A 24,843-nucleotide genomic window follows, 5' to 3' on the forward strand; every position below is an offset into this window, starting at 1 on the left:
GACAATCAACTCGGTCAATCGCAGATCGCCTGGTACGCCATGGAGCCCAGGTAGTCCGCCCACTCGGCCGGGCTGAGCCCGCGCCCGACCTCACGGCAGATCCGCGCCGCGGCCCGCTCTGGATCGAGCGCCCACCGGATGATCCGGCTGTCGTTCCCCCCGGACACCAGGTCGCCGTCGGCGGTGAACGTCAGCCCCTGCACCGGCGCCCCGTGTCCGCTCAGCACCGCCACCGGCTCCCGGGTCCGGAGATCCCTGACGATGATCGTGCGGTCGGACCCGGCCGACGCCAGCCACCGCCCGTCCCGGCTGAACGCCACCACCTCGACCGTCCCCGCATGTCCGGGCAGCGTGTCAAGGGCCGTGCCGGTCGTCGCGTCCCACAACTTCACCGTGCGGTCGGCGCCTCCGGTCGCGATCACCTTCCCGTCCGGGCTGTAGGCCACGTCCAGGATCGAGATCTGGCCGGTCTTGATCCGGTAGCGGGGCGTCTCGGTGGCCAGTTCCGACCCGGTCAGGTCCCACCCGGTCAGGTATCCGGAGCCGCTCGTCGCCACCACCATGCGCCCGTCCGGCGCGTACGCCACCCCGGTGGCGACCAAGGGGAGGAACGGCGACTCCGCGCCCGTCCCGGCGGGGTCGATCGTGAACCGGTGCCAGCCCAGGGCGGCGGCCACCAGGCTTCCGCCGTCCGGATGGTAGGCGACGTCGGTGGAGGCGCCCATCCCGTCGTAGGTCAGGGTGACGAGCTTCTTACGGGTGGTCAGGTCCCAGAGCACCACGTGGTGGTCGCGGGTCACGGCGGCGAGCCTGCGCCCGTCCTGGCTGAAGGCGATGGCTTCCACATGGTCGGGATGGCCGTCCAGCCGGTCGAGCTGATTGCCCGCGTTGTCCCAGAGCCTGATGGTCTTGTCACTGCCCGCCGAGGCGATGAGCGTGCCGTCCGGGCTGGTCTCGACCGCGTTGACGGCGGCGCTGTGGCCGCTGAACGGCGGCAGAGCCGGCTCGCGTACCACGATCACGCCGCCGAGTCCGGCCGAGACGAGCCGCCGCCCGTCCCTGCTCAGGCTCAGCGAGAGCGTCTCGGCCCTGGTCCTGTCCTGGTAGGTCGCGAGCAGCTCGTTCTTCGCGTGGTCCCAGATCGTGATCGAGCCGTTCTCGTCGGCCAGCGCGATCCGGTCGCCCCCCGGCGCGGAGATGTCCCACGCCCACGGCGAGAGCTTGGGCAGCGCGTTGACCTCCACGACCTCCACGTTCCGGTCCAGGTCCCACAGGTGCACGCCGAGGCGGTCGGAGGCGGTGACCAGCAGGTGGCCGTTCCCGAACACCACCCGGTGCACGGACGTCGCCGGGATCGTCCCCCGCTTGTCCCCGGTGGCGACGTCCCAGACGATCGGCCTTTGCTCCCCGCCGGAGGTGGACACCAGCAACCTGCCGTCCTGGCTGAACGCGAGCCCGCCGACCGGGTCCCGGTGTCCGGTGAGCACCTGATGGGTGCCGTCCCTCAGGTTCCACATCTCGATCCTGCCGTCGCGGGTGCCGAAGGCCAGCCGGACGCCATCGGGGCTGATCGCCATCGCGTTGGTCATCTGGTCCCTGGACAACCGGAACACCTCACGGCCGGTGCTCGGCTCCCGTACCACCACCAGGCCCGTCTGCGCCGGGCCCTGCTCGCGGCCGAACGAGGCGAGCAGGCCGCCGTCGCCGCTGTAGGCGACGCGACGGGCGAGGATGGCCTTACCCGGCTGGAGGTGCTCGGTGAAGGTCCGGACGCGGGCGCGCCGGGCGGGGTCCCAGAGGGTCACCACACCGTCGGCTCCGGCCGCGGCCAGCAGCGTGCCGCTCGGGTCCAGCGCCACGTCGTAGACGCCCGGGCCCCCGACGTTCAGCTCGATCCGCCGCCGGGCGGCCGCGGCCGCGCTGATCACGCCGCCGCTGGTCTCGGCGTCCGGATTCAGCCGGTACGCGACGACGGCCAGCAGCCCGGCCAGGTCGGCATCGGTGTCCAGCAGCTCGAGGGCCTTCAGCGAGACCTGGTGCGAGACGGCGATGCGCTGCTGGCGCCCGGCCTCGCGCCCCTGCTGGAATGCCGTCCCGCCCGCCGCCAGCGCGGCCACCAGCAGCACGGCCATCACCCCTGCCACCCTGGTCAGCAGCCGCGCCCTGCGCCGTTCCAGACTTCGGCTGGCTTGCAGGAAGGCCGATTCGAGCGGGTTCAGTTCGGCGGGGTTCTCCTCCGCCCAGGCCCTGGCCACGGCCAGCTGCGCGCCCCGGTAGAGCGCGCCGGAGTCGCGGCGCAGGTCCTGCCACCGGTGCGCGGCGTCGGTGAGCCTGCGGTGGGTGAGCAGGTTGGCCCGGTCGTCGGTGAGCCAGCGGTGCAGCCGGGGCCAGGCCCGGATCAGCGCCTCGTGTGCCACCTCCGCCGACTCCTCGCCGACCACCACCAGCCGCGCGGCGGCCAGCCGGTCGAGCACGTCCTGGTCGCCCACGCCCTCCAGCTCGGCCAGGGCGACCGGGCGGCGGGTGTCCTCGGTGCCCTCCCCCAGCGCGGTCAGCCGCACGAAGATCCGCCGCACGAACTGCTGCCCCGGCCCGTCCATCTCCGCGTACACCCGCTCGGCGGTCTGCGCGATCGCCCCGCGCACCCCGCCGATCTTCTGGTACGCGGCGAGCGACAGCCGGTCCCCCACCCGATGGCGCCAGGTCTCCTGAAGCGCGTGCGAGAGCAGGGGCAGCGCGCCCGGCTCGGTGGCGGTGTCGGCCAGCACGGTGGCCAGCAGGTCGGGGTCGACGGTGAGACCGGCCCTGGCGGCCGGGCGCAGCACGATCTCGCGCAGCTCGGTGGCGGCGGGCGGCCCGACGAGCAGCTGCGCCTCCCCGCCCAGCGCCGCGATCAGGCGCGGATCCAGGTGCCCGATGAAGTCGGCCCGCACGCCGATCACCACGGTGGTCCGCCGTCCCGGCCCGATGGCCAGGTCGAGCAGAGCGTCCACGAACCGGCGGCGCTCCTGCTCGTCAGGGCAGAGCGTGAACGCCTCCTCGAACTGGTCCACCACCAGCAGCGCCCGAGTGTCCTCCGGGGCTCCCGCCAGCGCGCCGCGCACGGCGATGTCCAGCGCGGCTGGGTCCTCCCTGAGCTGCTGGACATCCTTTCCGGACAACTTCGCGACTTGGCCGGACAACGCGTCCAGCGGGTGCGCGGTAGGGGTGGTGAGCATGGTCCGCCACCGGGCATCCCCAACCAGCGCGCCCAGCAGGCCCGCCCGCAGCAACGACGACTTGCCGCTCCCTGAGCCGCCGAAGACGCCGACCACCGGCAGCCGCCCGGTCAGCTCACGCAGGCGCGCGGCCGGCTGGTCCCGGCCGAAGAACCACTCGCCGTGCTCCGGCTCGAAGGCCATCAGCCCTTGGTAGGGGCACGGCGTCTCCGGCGGCCAGCCCGGGTGGTCCTCGCTCTCGGCCGCCGCCTGCCAGCGGGCCCGCCACTCGGCCTCGTCCCCGCCGAGCGCCCGCGCGTAGGCGAGGGTCACCTCCAGGGACGGCAGCCGGTCGCCCTTGGCGGCGTCCGACAGCGTGCTCGCCGAGTAGTGGGCCAGCTGGGCGAGCTGCCGGTAGCTCATGCGCCCTGTCCTGTCGCGCAGCTGACGCAGGTGCCAGGCGAGGGCTTGTACCGGCCCCGCCTCCGGGTCGAGCGGCCGTTCCGGCCTGCCCATGACCGCCTCCGCTGTGATCCCGATCTCGCCGACGCGCGAGACCCAACCATACCCTGCGGTAATTCGTCCAGCGGCGGACACACTTAATACGAAATATCCAGCGAAAGTACACGGAGTCGTATCCGTCCACATTGTCCGGGCGCCGACGGCGATGATCCGGATCCTCATCGGCCGCCGTGACGAGCTGCGTGGCCGGCTGGTGCCGAGGACGCCGCGTTACAACCCCGACATGACGAAAGCCCCGCTGATGCAGGGCTTTATCTGTGTCCGAGGGGGAGTCGAACCAATTGCACACGGCTTCACGCTGACCACGCGGTTCCTGCTGGGGCAGGGGTGATCGGCTATGACGTGCCCTTCGGTAGATCGGTGGATCCGGTACACGACTCTGGCGGGTGTGCTGCTGGTCGCTCTGGTGGCGGCCGTTGTGTCGTTCCGTCACATGCACGAGCTCTGTCTGCGCCATGGAGAGGACCCTTTGGCGGCGGTGCTGATCCCGCTCGCCGTCGACGGCACGATCGTCGTCGCCTCGATGTCCATCCTCCTGGCCAATCGGTACGGCTCCCGCGGCGGCATGCTGGCCTGGACCCTTCTTGTGGTCGGCAGCCTTGCCAGCCTCGGTGCCAACATCGGGGTCGCCGAGCCCAGCCTGATCGGTAGGATCATCGCCCCTTGGCCGAGCGCTGCTCTGATCGGCAGCTACGAGCTGTTGATGTCCCAGGTTCGCCGGCTCTCAGCAAACTCCAACTCCAGCGAGGGACGCGAAGCCAGGCCACCTATTGAAGCGCCTGAGGTGCCCGAACCCGGATCGGACAACGTTGGCGATGTCGGTCTGCCTCCGAAAGACACTCGACGTCGAGACACCGATATCGCGGCTTTTCACCGCGTCGTCTGGCAGTGGGCTCAAGAGAATCGATGTCCCGATGGAGCCTGCCGTCTGGAAAGGTCATTGCTGAGCGGTTCTCGCGAAGTCCTCGTTGGGGACGTTGGATCAAGCGCGCGGGTCTCGGAGGCGAACTGGGCTGAGTTCTGCCAGCGGCTGATGTTACGTGCCGATCGCGGGTCGACCCTACAAGCTGCCTGTCAGGGAGGTCGGTAGGAAGCAGCCCAGCGACAGGACGGCGAGCAGAGCATAGAAGATCACTCGGCGATCGCGCCAGCAGCCGCGTATTCGGTGCCCGGGAGCGCGATGACGCGGCCGCCCGCCGCAGCGCCGCTGGACGAGCGGCTAGACCCGCAGATCGAGCAGTCGCCGCAGCGACCGCCCAACTGGCCCAGGCCCTGACCGAGCGTAACCGGCAGCGGAGACGTCAGCCACGCAATCGGGACGATCGTCGGCCTCCCGGTCATACTGACCGAACCGGTCATGTTCGAGGTGCGTCGGCGAGGTCATGATGACGACGGCCCCGTTCGACGCCGCGTGCGCTAAGCGCTCGCCCACGAAGGCGTGGCGTTCGCGAACGCGTGTAGCGCCGCTGCTGGCACCCAGCGCGGGCAGGATCGGCTGTAATCGACGGTATCGTCGTGCGCTGACCTGGCCCGCAGCCATACCGCGAGGAGCTTGCTCCGCGCTGGCGCGGTGCATCCTGCGCGATCGCGTGGACGGGGCAAGTAGTGGCATTCGGATACGGCGACGTACAAGCGTAGGGTCACCAGCCTCGATACGAGAACCGCCGGACCGCGAGGGCTCTTTGCCTGCGCGAGAGGGCTGCGGCTGGCGATTGGTCGTAATCTTGTGGAGGCTGGAGCGCTCCCGCTCCCGACGATGTGGAGCAGGCGAGCGACAGTGCGAGTAGATCGTTGTGGACCGCTGCTTCACCGGAGCGATTGCCCAGGCTTCGGTACAGTTCCAAGGCCTTGAAGAGGGCGTCCGTGGCGGCTTGAGGGTCTCCAGTCAATCGGCATACGACGCCGAGAGTAGTGAGCGCCTCGGCCTCGCCCGCCCGGTTGCCAAGGGCTCGATACAGTTCGAGCGCACGTGTGAGGCTGGTGGCGGCCGCGAGCAGATCTCCGATGGCCTGCTGGGCGGCTCCCAGGTCATTAAGCGCGTGGGCCTGCCCGAGGGGATCGCCAAGGACCTGGTAGACCTCAAGGGCCCATACGAGATTGGCGATCCCTGGCAAGTGCTCCCCGGTCGCCTGCTGCACGCAGCCGAGATTGTGTGCGGCGCTGGCTTCCCGAAGCCGGTTGCCGATAGCACGGTGCAGCTCGCGAGCGTGCACGAGGCCGGCGATCCCGGCCCGGTGATCCCCGGTCAGGTGCTGGACGATGCCCAGGTTGTTGAGCGTGTTGGCCTGCCCGATCCGGTTGCCGGTGGCCCGATGCAGCTCAAGGGCCCGGGTAAGACTGGCCATCGCCATCACGAGATCGTCTGCGCGGCCTTGAAGGGAGCCGAGGTATGTGAGCGCGTTGGCCTCGCCGAGCAGGTTGCCGGAGGCCCGGTACAGGTCCCTCGCCCGAGACAAGGTCTCGGTGGCCTCTCGATGGTCACCGGCCCAGCTCTGAAGGACACCCAGGTCGTTGAGCACGTTGGCCTCGGCGAGGGGATCGCTGACGTTGCGTGCTGTCTCCAGGGCGACCCGATGAAGGTGCAGGGCCTGGTGCCAGTGGCCGTGGACGCGGAGGAAGCCGAGCATCGCGGCGGGAATGGCAACCGCGTGTTCAAACCAGCGGTGCGACACGGCGTGGTCGACGACGGCATGGAGATTGAGCCGTTCGGTTTCCATCCAGGTGACGGCTCGCTCCCAGGTCGACAGGTCCGGCAGCCACGCTGGCCGAACGGCGCTCACTTCCGGCACGCCGGCGGGAACTCCTTGCGTCGTATGACGATCCGCGTCGCGGGCGGCGTGAAGGTAGTAGTCCAGCAGCCGTTTCCCGGCCGCGTTCCGCACCTCCTCGCCCTCCTCCGCCAGGGCGCGAGCACGGGCGTTCCAACGGATCAGATCGTGAAAGCGATAGCGGCCCCGAACCGGCTCGTTGACTAGGTGGTAGGCGAACAGATCGTCCAGTTGCCGGCGGGCCGTGGCCAGATCAATGTCGCCCAGGGCGGCCGCGGCGTAGACATCGATGTCCGGTCCGGGGTGGAGACCGAGTCGGCGAAACAAACGCCGCTGGTCTTCCTGCAGATTTCGGTACGACACGTCGAAGGCGGCGGTGACCGAGACATTCTCGGCCTGCAGAGAACTCGGGCGATCCGCCGCCGAAGCGAGGTCGGCCACCAGGTTGGCGACGGTCCACGCCGGATGATGCTTGAGCTGCCCGCCCGCCAAGCTGATGGCTAGAGGCAGGAATCCACACAATGCGACAACCTGAGCGACCTCAGGATCGCCGAGGAACAGGCCGGGACGGTCGGCCACCAGGACGAGTAACTGCGCGGCTTCCCGGGGTGGCAGCACGTCCAGGGTGATGGCCTTCGCACCCGACAAGGCGGTGAGCCGCCGACGGCTGGTGACCAGAACCAACGTCCCGGAGGCGCCGGGCAACAACGGCTGGACCTGCTCACTGCCGCTGGCATCGTCCAGCACCACGAGCGCCTTCTTGCCTGACATTCGATCCCGCCACAACCCCGCGCGGGCCTCCGTGTCTGCAGGGATGTGCTGCGGTGCGACGCCGACCCATAACAGCAACGTGGACAGGACGTCAGCAGGGTCCACCGGGAGTTGGCCGGGAGTATGGCCATGAAGGCGCACGAATAACTGCCCGTCAGGGAACCGTGGAGCGAGCCGGTGGGCGGCGTGCACGGCGAAAGCGGTCTTGCCCACCCCGGCCATCCCATCGATCGCACTAATCCCCACCACGCCGGGACGTGTGCCGTTCGGCAATGACTTGAGCACCTGATCTATCTCGACGTGGCGCCCGGTGAACGAGGCGACATCGGGAGGCAAGGTGTGCGCCGCAGTGGGCATGGCGCCGACGTCCACCTCGCCGTGAAGCCCATGGAGGTGCTCCCCGCCGTGCGGGAGCGCCTGTCCTTCATCTGCGGGACGACGGAACAGTGCGACCACCGAGACCGTTAGCCCTGCCGCACCGATGAACATGCTGATCACACTGGCCCGCTGATCCAGCACTGACAGCAGAGGCAGAGGTAGATGCAACGGATCGGTCAGCAGCCCGACCAGGCCTACCGTCAGGAGCCCTGCCAGTAGCACGATGGAGGCGATGAGCGTCGCCCGACTCCGGCGTCGGAGAGGAGCGTCCGATGGCTTCGACGTCGACACAGACATGCTTTAACAGTGCCGTTCGCGTTCGTCGCACGGCATCTGAAGTGATGGAGGCATCACCTGCCGTCACAGCGCATCCCCTACCTCCCCTGCTATCGCCGGGCTTTCAGGGATCGGACATAGAGGCTCGCGGTGGCCGGACAGCGCGCCGGATACGCTCGTCGACGCGGCTGTTATCGCCGAGTTCCGCGAAGTGCTGAACAGCGTCAGGGTGGTCTCTGAGCGCACCAGCAACGACTGCAGCTGCATCGCCTCTGAGTGTGATCATCCAGGCTTTGATCGTCGGCTGCGGTGTCCATTGGTCCCAATAGGCGTCCCAGGCAAGGACCGCGTCGGCTCCGACCTGCAGCACGTCCAGGTCGGAGGCGTGGGCTGCCCAGACCTCGATCCAGTGCAGCCAGATAATGACGTGGGCGGCGTCGTCGAAGGTCAGCTGGCTCGCGTGGCGCAGGTGGTTGTTCATCGCACGGACGACCTCTATCGCCTGCGAGCGGTCCGCGGCCACTGCCGCGTACACGGCGTCTCGGTCGAGCCGAGCCAGGACGTCGGTATACAGGGTGAGGTCGGCTGGGTTGCGCATGGCCACACCGAACAGTTCTTCGGCGGCCGCGCTGTCACCGTCGTTGGCGGCGGCAAGCAGTCGTGCGGTGGGGTCGCCGGTGTCAGGTTGGTCGTAGTCCAGTTCGTGGCGGATGACGTCGAGGAGGTCGTCGACGGTGGCGGGCCGGCGTGCCGAGTCGAATTGGGTGGCCTTCCAGACCACGTGGCGCCACGGGCCGTCCGTCGGCAGCAGTGGGGTATTGGCTTGCGGCCAGTCCCCCCGCAGGACCCATCCGATGATCTGCCCGATGCTGTAGATGTCGGCCTCGGGGCCGGCCTGGTGGGCGTCGATGGACAGCTCAGGCGCCGCAAAGCCCTCGGTCCCCAGCATGGCTCCCACCCGCGTGCGGTCGGGATTGGTGGTCTGCCCGTGAGGGCGGCGCGTTAAGCCCCAGTCGCCCACGGTCCAGACGCCGTCCCAGTTGAGCAGATTCGCGGGCTTCAGATCCCGGTGGATCCAACCGTGGGCATGCGCCGGACGGAGCGCCTCACAGATCGCGGTAACGAGGTCGCGTAGCGCCGGCGGTTGGGCCAAGTCCGACCGGTGAGTTGCGGCGGTGTGCTGCGCCAGCGGCATGACGAACCATTCATACCGGTCGCTGTAGTCCAGAACGGGCATGATGTGCGGGTTGTCACCCAGGGCACGCGCGACTTCAATTTCTCGCCTCATCCTGGCCACCGCATTGGGGTTCGGGGAGCGCAGCCGTTTGAAGGCGACAAGCGCGCCCGAGGGCTTGTGCCTGGCTCGGAAGACCTCAGCCTGTCCGCCAGTATCGATCGGCCGCGGCTCCAGGGCGTACTGCCCGCGATCGCCGCGCGCCGCCAGTCGCACCGCGTTGTACGGATCCGCAGCCGGATCGGGCCGCTCCACAACCGAGGTCGAACCGGCAGGCTGCAGCGCTGTCTCGACACCCTGCGCGCCGGCAGCGTCACCCGCCTGGGCTCCCGACCGTTCATGCCCGGGAGGGCGTAGTCCGGGAAGACGGATCAGCACCGGCCAGGGATCGCGGGGGCCGCGCCGCGCGCCGTACACATCGCCCAACAGGTAGCCGGTGCCGTCGGCTGCCACACACAGACCACAGACCGCGTTGAGGACCAGATCGCCCAACTGTTCGCTCACCCCGGTGACGACGTCGGTGCGCCACAGGGTCACGCCCACCCCAGTGGCGTTGCCTGCAGCAATCGCCACGCGATGAGGGTCGAGGACCTGCAGATAGGCGCGGTAGCCGTGGGGCGAGACAATCCAGTCCTCTTCCATGACGCGCGAGCGCCGGTTGAGGTCGACAACCGCGCTGTGCCCCGCCGCGGCGAGGAAGAACCGGCGCCGCTCCAGCCAGCCTGCGGCGTCCACGTCGGCGTCAAAGTGAACGTCGAAGCGATGCTGGTCGCCCACCCGTTCACCGATTCGCGTTAGCGACAGCGTTGCCTGATCAGTGCCGTACGTTGGGCCGGCCCCGCTGAGAACCCATGGCTCCCGGTCCGGGCCGGCCAGCAGGCGCACATCGCCGGAAAAGCCACCCGCAACAGGCTCGAGTTGGCCGTTGTTCACCCGCACGACGGCGTTGTTGCACACCGCGAGAACGGACCCGTCCGGTAGCACCATAGGTTCGGCCGCGCAGCCAGACAGTTGCATGATCCACGAGGTCGCACCGTTCTGGTTGTTCAACTCGATCAGTCCGCCACCGGTGACGACGACCAACCGTTCGAGGTCCAGTGCGGCGATTCCGGACGGCTGATGCCATCCGTCCTCGCCGACCAGTGTCACCTGCGCCGGCATACCGGCGTGCGATTCGTCGAGCACTGGCCATGGTGTTGGCCGCCGATCCGGAGTAAACATTCGGGGAAGGGGCACGTCATCTGCGTCGGCCAGCAGCCTTGTCAGCGTGACGTACGGCGCGGCTTCGAAGAAGGCGATACGCTCTCCAACTGCGAGAAGATCCGTCACTGCTGCCAGCCCGCACAGAGCGGACTCTAGGTGCATGCGGTCCCACAGCAGTGTCCGGGGGGAGACAGCGTGGAGCGTCGAGCCGGGGGTCTGTGGCTCGAAGCCAGGCATCGACAACAAGATCACCGTCGCGTCGCCGGAGTCGGCATGTAGAGTACGCACCACTTCGACCACATCTGCTGCACCGACCGGCTCACCGGACCACGACAGAGCCATCAGGAACGGCCGCTCGTTGTGGCGGAAGACGATGACGGGCAAGTCCTCGCCCCGAAGCGCCGCTTCCATGCCGGACGCGTTAAGAAGATCCACGATGAGGAGGCCGAGACGTTGAGCGCGTCCAGATGAGGCCTCCTCGAGGCATATCTCCCGATAGGCTGCGATCAGCGGGAGGACATCAATATCGAAGACCGGTTCCACGCCCGTCCATCCCGTTGCCTGCACAGCCAAGCCCTATTGCCGACCGCGCCATTGTGTCACTGTCGAGAACGCTCTGGAGCTGACCTGGACAAGGCTAGCGACGGTGGTCGACTCAGGCCGAAATCGGCCGTCTGGTAGGGGTCGCCCGGGCCAAGATCAGTGAAGCGATCAATGCGGGCCAGCAAGCCGCTATCGACGCCAAACCCACAGGTGACGAAGGCGGCCTGGTCCACAATCTACGCCGTCTCCGGGAGAAGCCCTTGAAGGCGGCCAAACTCACCACGGTCCGTGTCCGCCGGGGGTTTCGGAACCTGCGCACGAAGACGCCACCGATTGCCCGTGCGCTCAAAGCCTCCGGCCCTGGCCACGGGCATCACTGCCAAGTTTCAAATTCTCTCACCCGGGCCCGGGGCAACTGCTGAGGTCCTCATTCTGGGAGCCACAGGTCAGGGCCCAACTGTTTGAGCCGGTTGCGTCGAGCCGTGTAGTCGGGCATCGCGAGCCGGACCCGCTTCCAGAACGGCTCAGCATGGTTCCGGACGTGAAGGTGAGCCAGTTCGTGGACGAGGACGTAGTCGATCAGGTCGGGAGGCAGTTGCATCGTCGCCCAATGGATATTCAGGCGCCCGCCTATGGAGCAGGAGCCCCAGCGATATCCCAGGGACATGATCTTGAGATCGCTGTAGCTCGCTTCACGCGTCGCCGATTGTTGATCTTCGTCCTGGACGTTCTTGACCTTCGGTGCCCTCAGATCGGAAGACCCACGATTGTCCAAGGTCCCCACCGGAAGGGTGGGCTGCCTCGCAATCAAGACGGTCGTGGGAGATTGGCAACACCGCGTCGAGAGGATGCGCCCAAAGTAGGGCGGTTTGCCAGCTTGGGGTGAGGCAAAGTTCCATGTGAACGACCTGAGCCGATCGCCCGTGGCTACGGTCGACGGCCTCAACCAACGAGCAGACCACAGGCGTGGTCGTCGTGGACGTCGCCCCCGGCACACAGCACACTGAACACATTTCATCCTCGCGCGGCTTGGGCGATGCGGTGGTTTTGAAGGACGGCGATGGCCTTACAGAGGCGGCCGGCCTTGGAGGGGCTGTAGCATAGCTTGTGGAGGATCTTCCAGCTCTTCAGTTGGGCGTTCGCGCGTTCGCCGGGCCCGCGAAGGCGGGCGTGGGAGCGATTGGCCCGCTTCTGGGACTCGGGCTTGTCCTTGCCCTGTACGGGGTGACGTGCCCCTTGATAGGCCTTGCCAGCGAGGGTGATGATCCCGGCCTGCTCCGGGGCGCGCAGGACGCCCCAGATTCGGGCGGCACTCAGATCATGGGTCTTGCCGGGTAGCGCTCCGGAGGTCCACAGGATGGTTCCGTCCGGTGTAGCGATGACCTGGACGTTCATCCCGTGCACGCGATGCTTGCCGAAGTAGGGCCGGTCGGCCTTGATCCTGTCGGTGCGGATCAGCGTGCCGTCCAGCACCAGGTAGTGCAGCCCGTCTCGCTTGGCCTTGCGCAGTGCCTGGCGGAGTTTGGGCGAGCGTGCCGACAGCAGCGTCACCGTCGTCTTCGACGTACATCTTCGCCCCAGCCGATGAGTCGTTCGAGGAACTCCGTCACGGCGAGTGCGGCAGCAAAGGTGGTAAACGCGACCATGGCCGGTGCTGGCTGATCAAGTCCGGGGACGTAGCCTTCGCAGCACGTTGTGTCCGTTCTGCCGCCTCCATCTCTTGGGCGCTTACCATGAGCAGGTCGATGTCCTCCGTACAGAAGAGACACGCGATTCCGGGAGCCACGACGGTAAGCCGAGCCCGACCACCCAGCGCGTCAGCGTTGACAGTGTCGACAATGACACCGGTGTCGGCGATCACCGTTCGCACGCCGAACGGTTTGGTCATCATCAACAACCCACAGCACAGCGCTGGTCGTCAGAACAGCAACATCATCCACGAGTTGGCGTACCTCATCCTGAAACACAGGCCAGGCGCTAACCAGACGATCTACGGATCCATGCTGCGCGGCTTCGACGAAGTGCAAGAAGCCGAGGCCGCCCTTCTTGGAGAGGCCCTCCTCGTGCCACGCATCTCGCTCCAATGGACCGCGCGTCGGCAGATTGATCTTGCCATGACCGCACGCTGGCTCGGCGCTTCGGAAGACCTGGTCGATACCGCGCCAACGCCACTGGCGTCAAGCGACAGTACAGGGGCTGCATCGCAGGTTGACGAATATCTTCGCACGAGGCCCAAGGCCGAGAGAGGCGCGTCTCAACGTTCAACTCGACATCGGACGGTCTCGTTCGAAGGTTCGCCTGCTGTCGTTGTGGTTTGATCTCTGTCACCTGGTGACAGGCGATCTTGGTGGCAAATTGATGGCAAACGATCAAAAGCCTGTCCCCTGATCTCCGGGAAACGACCTCTGAGCTGGGCACACTCTGTGGGGCTACCAGGACTTGAACCTGGGACCTCTTCCTTATCAGCGATTCCAAAGCGTTCAATCATTGTGGCGATACACGGGACTCGTCCTTAAACTAGCAGGTAGATGCGATGATTCGATGACATCGAGTTTCATGAGATGTCAGTCGATGCCGCCAAGTCTGCTAACAAGCTACTAACAAACGATCATGGGAGGAGAGGAGTGGGCTATTCCTTCAAGCGAATGGGCCGCAATGGCAAGCCTCGCTACACGGCCTGTTACCAAGATCTCAAAGGCAACATTATCTCGGCCGGGACCTTCTCCAATAAGAAGGAAGCCGACAAGGCATGGCAGAAGGCCGAAGCAGAAGTCGCCAAGGGCCGCCACTGGGACGCGAAGCGTGGACGGCAGACCTTCCGGACCTATGTCGAGAATGTCTGGCTGCCCAATCATGAGATGGAAGCAACGACCCGTGAGAGCTACACCTACGCAATCAGGAAGCACCTAATCCCGGAGTTCGGGTCGATGCGAATGATCGACATCATGCCCGAGCACGTGCGCGCGTGGATCGCCAAGATGAAGAAGGCCGGCGTCAAGCCCCCGACGATCCAGAAGGCAAAGATCATTCTCAGTGCCATCTTCACCACCGCGCTGAACGACCAGGTCACCTTCCTCCACCCGTGCAAAGGTGTGAAGTCACCTCCAGTGCCTGCAAAGCCGCGGACGATCATCTCTCCCGAGCAGTTCGACAAGCTGTACGACGCCTTGCCCGACAGCGACGCACAACTCCTCGCGGAGACCGACATCGAGACCGGGCTGCGCTGGGGAGAGCTCACAGAACTGCGGGTGAAGGATCTCAACCGCGATTCCCGGATCCTCACCATCTCTCGTGCCGTCGTCGAACTGACGCCGGAGCACCATCCGGAAGGCGCACGCTTCCTCGTCAAGGAGTATCCCAAGGACGGGGAATTCAGGCGCTTTAAACTAACCGCGCAGCTCATGGCCAAACTGAACGCCCACATTGGCGCCAAGGGGCTCGATCAGGAAGATCTCCTCTTCACGTGGAACGTCGATGCCCCGCGAGCGAAGCGTCGCGTGCTTCCCGAGCCCAGCGAGCTGGGACTGACGGAGCCTAACACCAAGGGCAGGCGCTACCGGCACGGCACTCTCATGGGCTACAACATCGGCAAGTGCCGCTGCGACCACTGCCGCGCCGCGCTCGCCGCCTACCGGGCAGAGCGCCGCGCCGCGCAGGGGAAGGACAGCCCTCGCAAGCCCCGTCGTGTGCGTGACACGGACGGTCACATCCCTGCCGAGGCGTTCCGCAACCAGATTTGGAAGCCTGCCCTAGCCGCCGCAGATCTCAAGGTGCACGTACGCATTCACGATCTCCGTCACGCACATGCCTCGTGGCTGCTGTCCGGGGGCGCCGATCTTCAGGTCGTGAAGGAGCGCCTCGGTCACGCCTCCATCGCCACCACGGAGAAGTACCTGCACACCCTGGACGACGCGGATGAGACCGCACTCGACGCCTTCACCAAGATCCGAAACCGCAGGAGGAAGGCGTCCTGACGCCAGAACGGGCTTGTCCGCGTGCTGGAACACCCGGACAAGCCCTTGAACCTGGACCCTGATAAGGAGGGCCAAGGCTCCATGAAGAACAGTACGCGGTGCACCTGCGTAACCCATCGTCAGCGATCAGATCGGACGGTCCGCTGGCTCACCACCATCACCGTGGTCCTGCTCGCGGTCATCGCCGCCGCGGTCAGCTACCGCCATCTCCACATGCTGGCCGTACAGCACGGCGAGACCACCTGGTCAGCCTCTCTCCTGCCCCTGTCCGTAGACGGCATGATCCTCGCCGCTTCTCTTTCCCTGCTCGCCGACTCCCGACGCGGCAAGCGTGGAGGGTTACTGCCGTGGCTGCTCCTCATCCTTGGCAGCCTCGCGAGCGTGGCCGCCAACATCGCCGTCGCCCATCCATCAGCGATCGGTCGCGTTGTCGCCGCGTGGCCAGCCATCGCCCTGATCGGCGGCCTGGAGATGATCTTTAGGCAGATACGCCAAGCCGCCTCTCGCTCAGTCGGAGACGTGTCCGAGCATGGCGGTCCTCCACAGCCTGTGGATGACGAAGGCTCGGTCACGTCGATTCCGCGAAAGCAGACCCGCAGAGGCCGAGCACTCCAGCAAGAAGCCTGGCAGTGGGCTCTGACGCACTGCCAGGCCGATGGCTCTCTCCCACACTCGGCCGACCTCGCCCGACGGTTCCAGCGCAGCACCCGATGGGCACGCCTGGTCAAGGAGCACGGGACGAAGGGAGCGTACGCCGCCGAACCATCCTGAACCTCAACCGCACCCACGGCTACCCGCCTCGGCCTGATCAGCACAGGCGTTCGCGGCTGGTGCGTCCGCCGGAGTTGCACGGCCCGACCGGCAGCAAGTTGACGCTCTGCTCGGGAGCGACGGGGCAGGACGGCATCGGAGCGAAACGGCACGCCGTCCTTGCGCAGCCGCTCGACGTGCTCCATCGAGGCCACCGGCTCCAGCGGGGTCACGGTCCAAACGGTGACAGGGCGTTCCGCCGGTTCGCCCCCTACTCGCCGGAAATGGTCCGGCCCGGCATCGTCCTGTTCGACGCGTGGGACCAATCACCTGCGGTACAGGGACTCCTGCACGAGTGCTGGCCGTGCTACTCCCCAGCACCCAGAAGTCCAATCGCACTGACATGAGGCGCTACCTTACGTCGTAGCTGCCGTCAGCAGCTCGGCGGCGGACGAAGTACTCGCCGTCTTCGGCGCACAGGACGAACTCCTCGTAGCAGGAGGTTTCGATCACCCACAACAGCGGGCCGCTGGGGATGTAGGGCTGCCAGTGGCGCATGTCGGATCACCTTTGGGGCGCGGCGGCGAGCCGCGTGGGATTGGGGGTTCACCGCCGCGCCTGTCACGGTTCCCGAGGGGTTCAGGGGTCGCGCCTGCGCCCTTCCGGGAGGTCCTTGGAGAGCTGTCCTAGAGGGCCACGCCGCGCTTGCGAAGCGCGGTGCCGGGCAGGCGCAGGGTGCCGGCGTCGAGGTTACTGCGGTCACGCACGGCGAACGCGTCCTCGGCGTCGTCGATCGGCGTCGCGCTGTGCCGCTTCACGCCGGGCAGCACCAAGTACGGCGAGCGCTTCCCCGCCTCCAAGCCCCTGCGGAACACCTACCGTAAGGTCGGCAGCCGCAAGGCCCAGTACCGGGTATGGGCCGGCGAGTGCTTCGACATGAAGACCCAGAAGCGCTACAAGAAGTTCACCCAGCGCGAGTGGTACCTGCCCCAGTCCAAGATCCTCATCGCCGACGGCTGGAGCATCCCCGGCCTGGAGAAGATCATCGCCAGCGCCTCCTGGAAGTAACACCGACGAGTCGCCGCGGGACCACCGGTGGGCCGGGTCGTTCGGCTTCACCGACACGCCCGCCACCATCGGCGGGCGTACATACATCCCCAAGGGGCCAGCGACAGCGCGCACATCCCGGCACAGGCCAGTCAAGCCATCGCCGTCCAGGGCCGATCAGGCCAGACCGGAATCAGCGGCGAAACGCGCCAGGTCAGAGTCCACCGGATCCCACTGATCAGTCGGTAGGCTGGTGCTTTCATGCTCGTCAGCCCCCGTCGCTAAAGTGCGGCCGGAAGCGGGGTGTCACTTGAAGTGACAAGCTCGGCGAAGCCACCGAAACCCGTGAATCATCGAGGCCAGTTCGAGGATCGGGTTTCGATGTGGTCGCGGCCATTTTGGTGGCGAGGGCAGAGGACGTGCGATAAACCTGATGTCGTGGACATTGGCAGGGGTCTGCGGTTCAGTGTTCTGGGGCCGCTGCGGGTGGTCGACACCGACGGGCCCATTGCGATTACCGCGGGGAAACAACGGGTGGTTTTGGCTACCCTTCTCCTCCACGCCGGACAAGAGATCTCCTACGACCAGCTGACGGATCGCGTCTGGCATCACGACGCTCCCGCCGACGCGCGTGGCGCGCTGTACACACACGTGACGCGGTTACGCCGGGTGATGGGCGACCAGGGACAGGGGCCCCAGCTGGTTCGTACGCATGAGCATGGCTACGTCATCGACGTCGAACACGACTGTTTGGATCTGAGCCGGTTTCGTCGGCTCGTCCAGGATGCCGAACGGGCAGCCAGAGAAAGCGATCTTCCCGGGGAGGCGGACCTGCTCGGGCGGGCGCTGAAGCTGTGGCAGGACCCAGTTCTAGCCAACGTGCCTTCGGAGGTGGTGCACCGCGACGACGTCCCGCGGCTGGCTGAGGAGCGGGAGCGCACGCTGGAGCGCTGGTTCGACGTCAATCTGATGCTTGGCCGCCACGGTGAGATCATCGGAGATCTGCTGGTGGCGGCGGACACGCACCCCCTGCGCGAAGGATTGCGGGCCCAGCTGATGCTGGCGCTGTACCGGTCCGGCCGGCAGGCCGAAGCCCTCAAGACCTACCACAACATGGTGACGCTCCTGCGCGAGGAGCTTGGCGTGGATCCGGGCAAAGAGCTGCGGGCGTTGCAGCACGCCATCCTGAACGACGACCCTGACCTAGCCGCACCCGAACCGGGAACCAGCCCAGGGGTGGACTCGGGGGAACTGCGCCAGGGCATGCTTGCGGCGGACCCGGCGCTCACTGTTTCTGTGGCAAACGCGCGGGTGGTTCCCCGGCAGTTGCCCGCTCCACCCGCGCTGTTTGTCGGGCGTCGGGACGAACTGGCACTACTGGACGACATCAGTGCCGAGAGCGGCCCTGTGGTGATCTCGGCCATCGCCGGCAGCGGCGGCATGGGCAAGACCTGGCTGGCGCTGCACTGGGCACACCGGAACATTGACCGGTTCCCGGACGGACAGCTGTTCGTGGATCTGCGCGGGTTCAGCCCGGAGGGGGCACCGATGGACCCGGAGGTCGCGGTGCGGGGATTCCTCGACGCGCTCGGTGTCGCTCGCGACCGGGTGCCGGATCAGCCGCACGCCCAGGCGTCGCTGTTTCGTAGTCTGGTGGCGAACAAGCAGATGCTGATGGTGCTGGACAACGCCGTGGACGCCGCCCAGGTCGAGCCACTACTGCCAGGAAGTGGGACGTGCGCGGTCGTGATGACGAGCCGTAGGTGGCTCTCCGGCGTGACGACCCGGTACGGCGCCCGCCATCTCGCACTCGACATACTCTCCGACGACGAGGCACGCACGCTGCTGACCCGCAGGATTGGCGCCGAGCGGGTGGCCGCCGAGAGCGAGGCCACGGAAGAATTGATCGCGCTGTGCAAGGGTTTTCCACTCGCGTTGAGCATCATCAGCGCTCGAGCGGCAACCCAATCGCACCGTTCATTGATGGGGCTGGTCGCCGAATTGCACGATGAAGGACTCGACGCGCTCGACGACAGCGACCCCTCGGCCAGCTTGCCGGCCGTCCTGTCATGGTCGCTGCGGGCGCTCAGCGCCGAGCAGGTGAAGGTGCTGACCTTGCTGTCGATCGCGCCCGGCCCTGACATCAGCCAGCACGCCGCCGCCAGCCTCACTGGGCTGGAACTCGGAAGAGTCCGGACAGCCCTACGCTATCTTGAACACGCATCACTGCTCAGCCAGGATGGGCACGGCCGGTACCGGATGCACGATCTGATCCGCCGCTACGCCGCCTTGAACGCGCCGGCGGACACCACGGCGTTGCGACGAGTAGTCGGCTTCTACCTGCACATGGCAAGGGCGGCCGACAAGCTGATCGATCCGAACGGCCCAGTCATCGGGCTCGACCCACCCGCGCCTGGCACTTATATCGCTCCGCTCCACGACGTCGCGGCGGCGTTGTCGTGGTTCGAGACCGATTACCTCTGCCTGCTCGCCGCCCAGCACGCAGCCGCGGAACACGGTATGCACGGCTCCGTGTGGGGAATTGCCTGGTGTTTGAACACCTACCAGGAGAGGCGTGGACATCTCCACGACCAGCTCGCAGTCCTGCGGACCGGCCTGGCCGCAGCCATTCACCAGGGGGACCCGGAGGCCGAAACCAGCATGGGGAGACTCCTCGGGAACGTGTCCGCCAAGCTGGGCCTGCACGCCCAGGCGATCGACCACCTGCACCATGCGCTGGCGCTGACCGGCAAGACCGGCAACCGCCTCGACGAGGCTCGCACCCACCGCGCGATCGCGGTGGCCTGGATGCGCCAGGAGAATTACGAGTTGGCGCTCGATCACGTCACCCGAGCACAACAGATCTACCGTGCCCTCGACGAGCCGGTCTGGGAGGGCCATGCACTCAACGACATGTCGTGGTACGCCGCGAAACTCGGTCGCTACGACGTGGCCCGTGAGACCGTCGAGGCCGCGCTGCTGTTGGCCCGCCGCACAAGGGACCGTCCCAGCGAGGCGAACGTGCTTGACACTCTGGGATACGTCCACCACCTCAGGGGCAACCATACCCAGGCGGTTCAGTGCTACCGCGATGCACTGGAGCTCCTCACCGAAATCGGCAGCCACTACTTCGCTGCCAACACGCTGGAGCGGCTCGGAGACACGTATGCCACCCTCGGCAGCCACGGCGAGGCCCGAGCGGCGTGGCAGCGGGCGATCGCGATGTACCAGACCCAGAGCCGCGCGGAGGACGCCGCCCGCGTCCAGAAACGGTTCGAGGAATCGAGTCCGGCCGCACCTGGGGATTCGGACGCGATCGCGGAACTCCCGCGGTCATGACGAAACGATCACGGCGGGTGCCGGCCATTTCGGTGCCGTCGATGCCCATGGTCGCGGTGGCCGGAATGCTACGCGTCGGACTTGCGTCTGCCGCGCCTGCATGGTCGGGACACTTTCCGAACGAGACGGCGGCCCTGGAGTGTGTACAGGGCCTTGATGAGCCTGGACTCCACCGGCATGGGCCGCAAAGATGTGTCGACGACGGCCCAATCCTGGATTCACCCGTCGGTCGATAAGATGGACCATGCGCTGGAAAGCGCCCTGGAACGCCTTTCAGTCTCCTTCGAAGGAGGCCTGACCCCAGCCAACCTCTGACCATTTCAACACCAAGATCAGCCGCTAAGCTGGCACTCCCGGCGCGGTGGGCTGGAGGGCGGAAAGAGCGGCGGCTACCAGGGGATGGGCGTCCGTGCCGGACCGGACGGCGGCTTCGATCACGCGACCCCTTCCGGGCAGGGGCAGGAGCGCCGTCCCAGGTGGGGGATCCACGCAGAGCAGGCTCGGCAGGATCATGACTCCGAGCCCGATCGAGATCAGTGACAATGCCGCGTGGAGATCGCGATAGCTGTGCTCGACCGCAGGTGTGAAACCGGTGCTCCGGCATGTGTGAAAGAGGATCTCACGACATGCGCTCGGCCCAGGAGTCGCCACCCATGCCTGGTCTCGGAGTACGGCGATGCCGCCGCGTTCGACTGCGCCGCGCAGGGCATTGGGTACGGCCACCATGAGCGGGTCATTGAAGAGGGGGTAGAGCGTAACCCCTGCGGGCAAGGGGGTGCCGAGTTGTTCGTATCTATAAATGATCGCCAGATCGAGGTCGCGCCGTTTGAGGAGAGAGAGGCTTTCCTCGGGCTCCGCTTCGAGGATACAGGGCCGTAGACGAGGATGCCGGCTCTGAATCGTGGCGGCGAGCGAAGTGGCGACGCCTCGCAGCGCGCTGGTGAAACACCCGATGACGATGTTCCCGCTGATCTGGTCGTCGAGCGCACGTACCGCGCCGTGCGCACGCTCAAGGGCCGCCAGTACGTGCTCGCACTGGGCGGCCAGAGCGACTCCCGCGGCGGTGAGGCGAACCGTGCGGCCTTCCCTGATCAGAAGTTCGGCTCCCGACTCGGCTTCGAGTGCCCGCAGTTGCTGGGATACCGCCGACGGGGTGACCTGGTTGAGCTCGGCAACCGCGGTAACCGTGCCGTGTTCGGCGAGGTCCCGCAGAAGGATCAGCCGCTTCACATCCAACATGAGCTTATCTTAAAAGGCTTTTAAACATAGGTAGCTGGACTTAAACGTACGCTCCCCGTCATAGTCCCCGTCATGGGTCGTGCCAGTTTGTGGATGCGTGGAGGGAGGCGGCGGTGATACCTCTGGTGCTCGGGGTCCGCCAGACCGGCGGCGCGAGCGTCGTGCACGCGTTGTGCGATGGGGTTGGCACTTTCTTCGAGCCGCTCTTGTCCGCCTTTCCCGACGCCGCATCAGCCGAGGTCTCCCGCGCGGCCGCGCTCGATCCGGAGGCTATTCAGCGTGACGGCAGCTGGCGGCTGCACTTCCACGCCTTTCTCATTCAACTGGACGACGGCAGCACCATCCTGGTGGACGCGGGGATCGGCGACGTGGACGCGCCGGCGAACAGTTGGGCACCGACGCCGGGCCGGCTGCCGGACAACCTGGTGGCGCTGGGTCTGACGACCGCGGATGTCGACACGGTGGTGCTCACCCACCTGCATTCCGACCACGTCGGCTGGTCCGTATCCGGAGGCCAGCCGGGTTTTCCCAACGCGCGGTATGTGGTCCCCAGGGCGGACCACGATGCGGTGGAAAGGCTCAACCCGCGCATACGGGATGAGATCTTGAGACCGCTCGCCGAGGCCGGCCAGCTCGACCTGTGCGAAGGGAGTGTACGGCTGCACCGGCAGGTGATTACGATGCCGACACCAGGGCACACCCCTGGCCACACCTCGGTGCTGCTGGAGCACGGCGATGAGGCGGTCGTGTTCTCGGGCGATGCTGTTCTCAACGCGTTGCAGCTGGTCAAGCCGCACTTGCGTATCGCTACGACGACGACGCACTGGCGGCCCGGGCCACACGCCTGTCCCTCCTGGAACGCCTACGGTCGAGTGGCGCCTGGCTCGCCACCTCGCACATGACGGAGCCTTTCGCGCGCGTGTGAGGCGTCGGTGCTGGATCCAATCGGGGACCAAAGTACACAGGCGCCGGGACCGCTGGGCCGCCGGATGCAAGGTAAGGAGTCTTGAGAGATGATCCGTCCCGCAAACACGGTCGAAGCGCGGGTCCTGGATGCCGTCGACGATGCGGAGATGGTGCACCTGCTGGCTGAGGCCGTGCGGATTCCCAGCGTCACCGGGACCGACGCTGAGTCGGATCTCCAGCACTGGTGCGCCCGCCTGCTCGCCGAGACCGATCTCGACGTCGACGTCTGGAAACTCGACTTGTCTGCGCTGAAGAAGGCGGACGGCTTCCCCGGCATCGAGGCGCCGCGCACTGAGGGGTACGGCGTGGTTGGTGTGACCGAAGGGGAGGGCGTACCGGCTCTCGTGTTGCAGGGGCACGTCGACGTGGTTCCGACGGGTGACCTGGCCAAGTGGGAGGGCCACGACCCGTTCACTCCACGGATCACTGGGAATGTCCTGCACGGCCGCGGGGCCTGCGACATGAAGGCCGGGCTGATCGCCAACCTCGCTGTGGTCCGAGCGCTGCGAAGGGCCGGCGTACGCCTCTCGCGCCCACTCGCGATGCACTGCGTGGTCAGTGAGGAGGACGGGGGCCTGGGGGCGTTCGGCACGCTGGCCCGTGGTCACACCGGAGAGGCAGCGGTGATCACCGAGCCGACCGGCGGCAAGGTGATCAGCGCCAACGCCGGGGCGCTGACCTTCCGCATTGAGGTGGGGGGCATGGCCGCGCACGGCGCCACCCGGCACGAGGGAGTCAGCGCCATCGAGGTGTTCTGGCCGGTGTTCGAAGCGATCCGCAAATTGGAGGCAGAGCGGAACACGCGGCTTCCCGCGCTCTTCGAGGGCAACCCACTGCCGTACCCCATCGAGATCGGTACCGTCCGCGCAGGCGACTGGCCGAGCAGCGTGCCGGATCTGTTGGTGGCCGAGGGACGCATGGGTGTGCGACTGGACGAGGATCCCGCCGACACCCGGATCTCGCTGGAGGAGGCGGTCATGACGATCGATCACCCCTGGCTCCGAGCGTACCCGCCTGTCGTTTCGTGGCCAGGCGGGCAGTTCGCGAGTGGGCGCCTGCCCGACGGGCATCCGCTGCTCGGCGAGATCTCACGCTGCGTCGCCGACGCGACCGGCGTCATCCCGGTGGAGGGAGCTGCGTCTTACGGGAGCGACCTGCGACTCTACGCGGCTGCGGGGATTCCCTCGCTTCACTACGGACCGGGTGACGTACGGTTCGCGCACGCGCCCCGGGAGCAGGTCTGGTTGCCGGAGTTGAGGGAGGTGGTTCGTGTGCTCGCCCTGCTCGCCGTACGCCGCTGTGGTGCGTACTGAGATCCTTGTACCGATTCCTCCAGCAGCACCGCGCAACTTCTAGTGATTCCCTGGCCAGGAAGCCCGTACAGGCCGGCGACGGCGTCGACCACCACCGTGCGAAGGAGTTGGCAGAGCATCAGCACCGGCCACATCGGCTGGCCCAGGTGGCTAACAACACTTGGAGCTTGTGCAGCATCTTGCAGAAGCTCAGGCCGCGCCAGCCGCTTTTGGGCTGGTCAACCGCAGCTCAGTGAGGAACAGGTGGGTAGCCGAAGCCAGGGTGACATGGCGATGCCAACCGGGTCGAAGGCAACGCGAACCGGATCATGAGGATCAAGAGGGACGGCAATGGACGCGTCGGCTTCGATCTGCTGCGCCTTCAGATCCCCACGCCGAATGAGCATGATCACGCTCTGTCGCCGGGTCACAGGAAGTGGATCAGAACCGAGCTTAAGGGCCATTGACACACGCACACACCACGGAATCTTGGCAGAGCCCCTGAAGTGGCGATCTCACGGGGAAAGCGCAGCGTGTCGCAAGAGGCACGACAGCTGTGAGAGAGAGTTGTGAAAGGTGATTTCTGAATACTGATGGCTGCCAGGTTCGCCCTTAGATCATATGGAAAGGGAGGAAGGTACTTTGAAAATCAGAAAAGGTATCGTGATGGCGATCGCCGCCGTTGGATTGGCGGGTGTCGTGACCTCTCCCGCGCTGGCCGCGACGGGGCGTCTCGTCCTGAGTGGAGCCGACGGTTATCAGAGGGTTGTCTCCAACCCGCCGGCCGGTTGCATCTCGACCGGCACGGGATTCATGCAGGTGGCAAATAGGACGAACGTCCCAGTCTCCGTTTATGATGGTGCGGTGTGCAGTGGGCCGCCCTTGGTCATCGCGCCGGGGGCGGACGCCTACGTGGGTCTTCGCCACAGCTTGTCCGTCCCTCGGTGATAGGCGGGCGCCACCCTCGCGGTCGCCGTCGGCGCTCGCCATAGGCGCCGCTCCCGCTCGGACCGCTTCATCGTCGGTCGAGGTCATCGCGGCTGGTGCACGGATCGCGCTGGGCCTCAGGGCATGCAGCGTGCTCGGGACAGGATCCTCGAACTCTTGACCCGGTCGCGGGTGCTGTTGAGCAACGACGTGGTAGCGCAGGAACTCAAGGAGTTTCTGCGGGGCGGAGTGGCATACTTCCAGTGCGCACACTCAAATCTCCCTTGCAACAAGATCAGGGAGTACGTCACTGAGCGGATGGCGATCTTCATCGGAAAGCGACACAAACGCGGGCGCCTTTGAGGCTGAACACGGTCGCCTACTCTTCGCCCAATCGACTCGGGTTGATCTCCCCGT

Annotated in this window: 18 protein-coding genes and 1 pseudogene; 11 read left to right on the top strand and 8 right to left on the bottom strand. The window is 66.5% G+C overall.

Features of this window, described 5'->3' with window-relative positions; translation table 11 throughout:
- Positions 1-14 precede the first annotated feature (14 nt).
- Positions 15-3,713, bottom strand: coding sequence for an nSTAND1 domain-containing NTPase (locus OHA25_RS07115; protein ID WP_327586790.1), 3,699 nt, complete (start codon positions 3,711-3,713; stop codon positions 15-17).
- On the opposite strand from OHA25_RS07115, the gene OHA25_RS07120 reads away from it, so the two are divergent.
- Together OHA25_RS07120 and OHA25_RS07125 are read left to right on the top strand one after the other, a co-directional pair.
- Positions 3,712-4,050 (top strand): hypothetical protein, encoded by a 339-nt coding sequence (locus OHA25_RS07120; protein ID WP_327586791.1) that lies wholly within the window; start codon positions 3,712-3,714, stop codon positions 4,048-4,050. The two genes, OHA25_RS07115 and OHA25_RS07120, sit on opposite strands and share 2 nt — an antisense overlap.
- Before the next feature lie 6 nt (positions 4,051-4,056).
- Entirely contained in the window at positions 4,057-4,809 is a 753-nt protein-coding gene (locus OHA25_RS07125) for a DUF2637 domain-containing protein (protein WP_327586792.1), read from the top strand.
- Positions 4,810-5,359: 550 nt separating this feature from the next.
- On the opposite strand, the gene OHA25_RS07130 is transcribed toward OHA25_RS07125, so the two are convergent.
- From OHA25_RS07130 to OHA25_RS07145, 4 genes and pseudogenes are all read right to left on the bottom strand, one after another.
- Positions 5,360-7,933 carry an ATP-binding protein gene (locus OHA25_RS07130; protein ID WP_327586793.1) on the bottom strand — a complete coding sequence of 858 codons (2,574 nt, stop codon included), beginning with the start codon at positions 7,931-7,933 and terminating at the stop codon, positions 5,360-5,362.
- A 103-nt stretch (positions 7,934-8,036) separates the two neighbouring features.
- On the bottom strand, positions 8,037-10,892 hold the full coding sequence (locus OHA25_RS07135) for a serine/threonine-protein kinase (RefSeq protein WP_327586794.1): 2,856 nt from the start codon (positions 10,890-10,892) through the stop codon (positions 8,037-8,039).
- Between the two features lie 427 nt (positions 10,893-11,319).
- The gene (locus tag OHA25_RS07140; protein ID WP_327586795.1) at positions 11,320-11,667 is read right to left on the bottom strand and encodes a M48 metallopeptidase family protein; all 348 of its coding nucleotides are present in this window, start codon (positions 11,665-11,667) and stop codon (positions 11,320-11,322) included.
- A 239-nt stretch (positions 11,668-11,906) separates the two neighbouring features.
- Positions 11,907-12,446 (bottom strand): annotated as a pseudogene (locus tag OHA25_RS07145) (transposase family protein); the annotation flags it as partial.
- Positions 12,447-12,739: 293 nt separating this feature from the next.
- Between OHA25_RS07145 and OHA25_RS07150 the strand changes: the two are divergent.
- The 3 genes from OHA25_RS07150 to OHA25_RS07160 all read left to right on the top strand — a co-directional run bounded on the left by OHA25_RS07150 (position 12,740) and on the right by OHA25_RS07160 (position 15,637).
- Positions 12,740-13,210, top strand: coding sequence for an ImmA/IrrE family metallo-endopeptidase (locus OHA25_RS07150; RefSeq protein ID WP_327586796.1), 471 nt, complete (start codon positions 12,740-12,742; stop codon positions 13,208-13,210).
- 306 nt (positions 13,211-13,516) lie between these two features.
- Positions 13,517-14,866, top strand: a complete 1,350-nt coding sequence (locus tag OHA25_RS07155) for a tyrosine-type recombinase/integrase (protein WP_327586797.1) — start codon at positions 13,517-13,519, stop codon at positions 14,864-14,866.
- A gap of 21 nt (positions 14,867-14,887) precedes the next feature.
- Positions 14,888-15,637 (top strand): DUF2637 domain-containing protein, encoded by a 750-nt coding sequence (locus OHA25_RS07160; RefSeq protein WP_327586798.1) that lies wholly within the window; start codon positions 14,888-14,890, stop codon positions 15,635-15,637.
- Positions 15,638-16,027: 390 nt separating this feature from the next.
- Here the strand turns inward: OHA25_RS07160 and OHA25_RS07165 are convergent, their stop codons facing one another.
- Both OHA25_RS07165 and OHA25_RS07170 read right to left on the bottom strand, forming a co-directional pair.
- Positions 16,028-16,174 (bottom strand): hypothetical protein, encoded by a 147-nt coding sequence (locus OHA25_RS07165; protein ID WP_327586799.1) that lies wholly within the window; start codon positions 16,172-16,174, stop codon positions 16,028-16,030.
- A gap of 128 nt (positions 16,175-16,302) precedes the next feature.
- Positions 16,303-16,491, bottom strand: a complete 189-nt coding sequence (locus tag OHA25_RS07170) for a hypothetical protein (RefSeq protein WP_327586800.1) — start codon at positions 16,489-16,491, stop codon at positions 16,303-16,305.
- Between the two features lie 61 nt (positions 16,492-16,552).
- Between OHA25_RS07170 and OHA25_RS07175 the strand changes: the two genes are divergently transcribed.
- The 3 genes from OHA25_RS07175 to OHA25_RS07185 all read left to right on the top strand — a co-directional run bounded on the left by OHA25_RS07175 (position 16,553) and on the right by OHA25_RS07185 (position 20,317).
- Positions 16,553-16,684 (top strand): hypothetical protein, encoded by a 132-nt coding sequence (locus OHA25_RS07175; protein WP_327586801.1) that lies wholly within the window; start codon positions 16,553-16,555, stop codon positions 16,682-16,684.
- Positions 16,685-17,101: 417 nt separating this feature from the next.
- Positions 17,102-20,002 carry an AfsR/SARP family transcriptional regulator gene (locus OHA25_RS07180; RefSeq protein WP_327586802.1) on the top strand — a complete coding sequence of 967 codons (2,901 nt, stop codon included), beginning with the start codon at positions 17,102-17,104 and terminating at the stop codon, positions 20,000-20,002.
- 156 nt (positions 20,003-20,158) lie between these two features.
- Entirely contained in the window at positions 20,159-20,317 is a 159-nt protein-coding gene (locus tag OHA25_RS07185; RefSeq protein ID WP_327586803.1) for a hypothetical protein, read from the top strand.
- 24 nt (positions 20,318-20,341) lie between these two features.
- Here OHA25_RS07185 and OHA25_RS07190 read toward each other — a convergent pair whose 3' ends face one another.
- Positions 20,342-21,241, bottom strand: coding sequence for a LysR family transcriptional regulator (locus tag OHA25_RS07190; protein ID WP_327586804.1), 900 nt, complete (start codon positions 21,239-21,241; stop codon positions 20,342-20,344).
- A 113-nt stretch (positions 21,242-21,354) separates the two neighbouring features.
- Between OHA25_RS07190 and OHA25_RS07195 the strand changes: the two genes are divergently transcribed.
- The 3 genes from OHA25_RS07195 (at position 21,355) to OHA25_RS61140 (ending at position 24,789) form a co-directional block, all read left to right on the top strand.
- Positions 21,355-22,143, top strand: a complete 789-nt coding sequence (locus tag OHA25_RS07195; RefSeq protein WP_327586805.1) for an MBL fold metallo-hydrolase — start codon at positions 21,355-21,357, stop codon at positions 22,141-22,143.
- Positions 22,144-22,254: 111 nt separating this feature from the next.
- Complete coding sequence (locus OHA25_RS07200; RefSeq protein WP_327586806.1) at positions 22,255-23,520, top strand: ArgE/DapE family deacylase; 1,266 nt, start codon at positions 22,255-22,257, stop codon at positions 23,518-23,520.
- 1,050 nt (positions 23,521-24,570) lie between these two features.
- Entirely contained in the window at positions 24,571-24,789 is a 219-nt protein-coding gene (locus OHA25_RS61140) for a group II intron maturase-specific domain-containing protein (RefSeq protein WP_442942068.1), read from the top strand.
- Positions 24,790-24,843 lie beyond the last annotated feature (54 nt).

This window comes from Nonomuraea sp. NBC_00507, assembly GCF_036013525.1.
In the GTDB taxonomy this organism is placed as follows: domain Bacteria; phylum Actinomycetota; class Actinomycetes; order Streptosporangiales; family Streptosporangiaceae; genus Nonomuraea.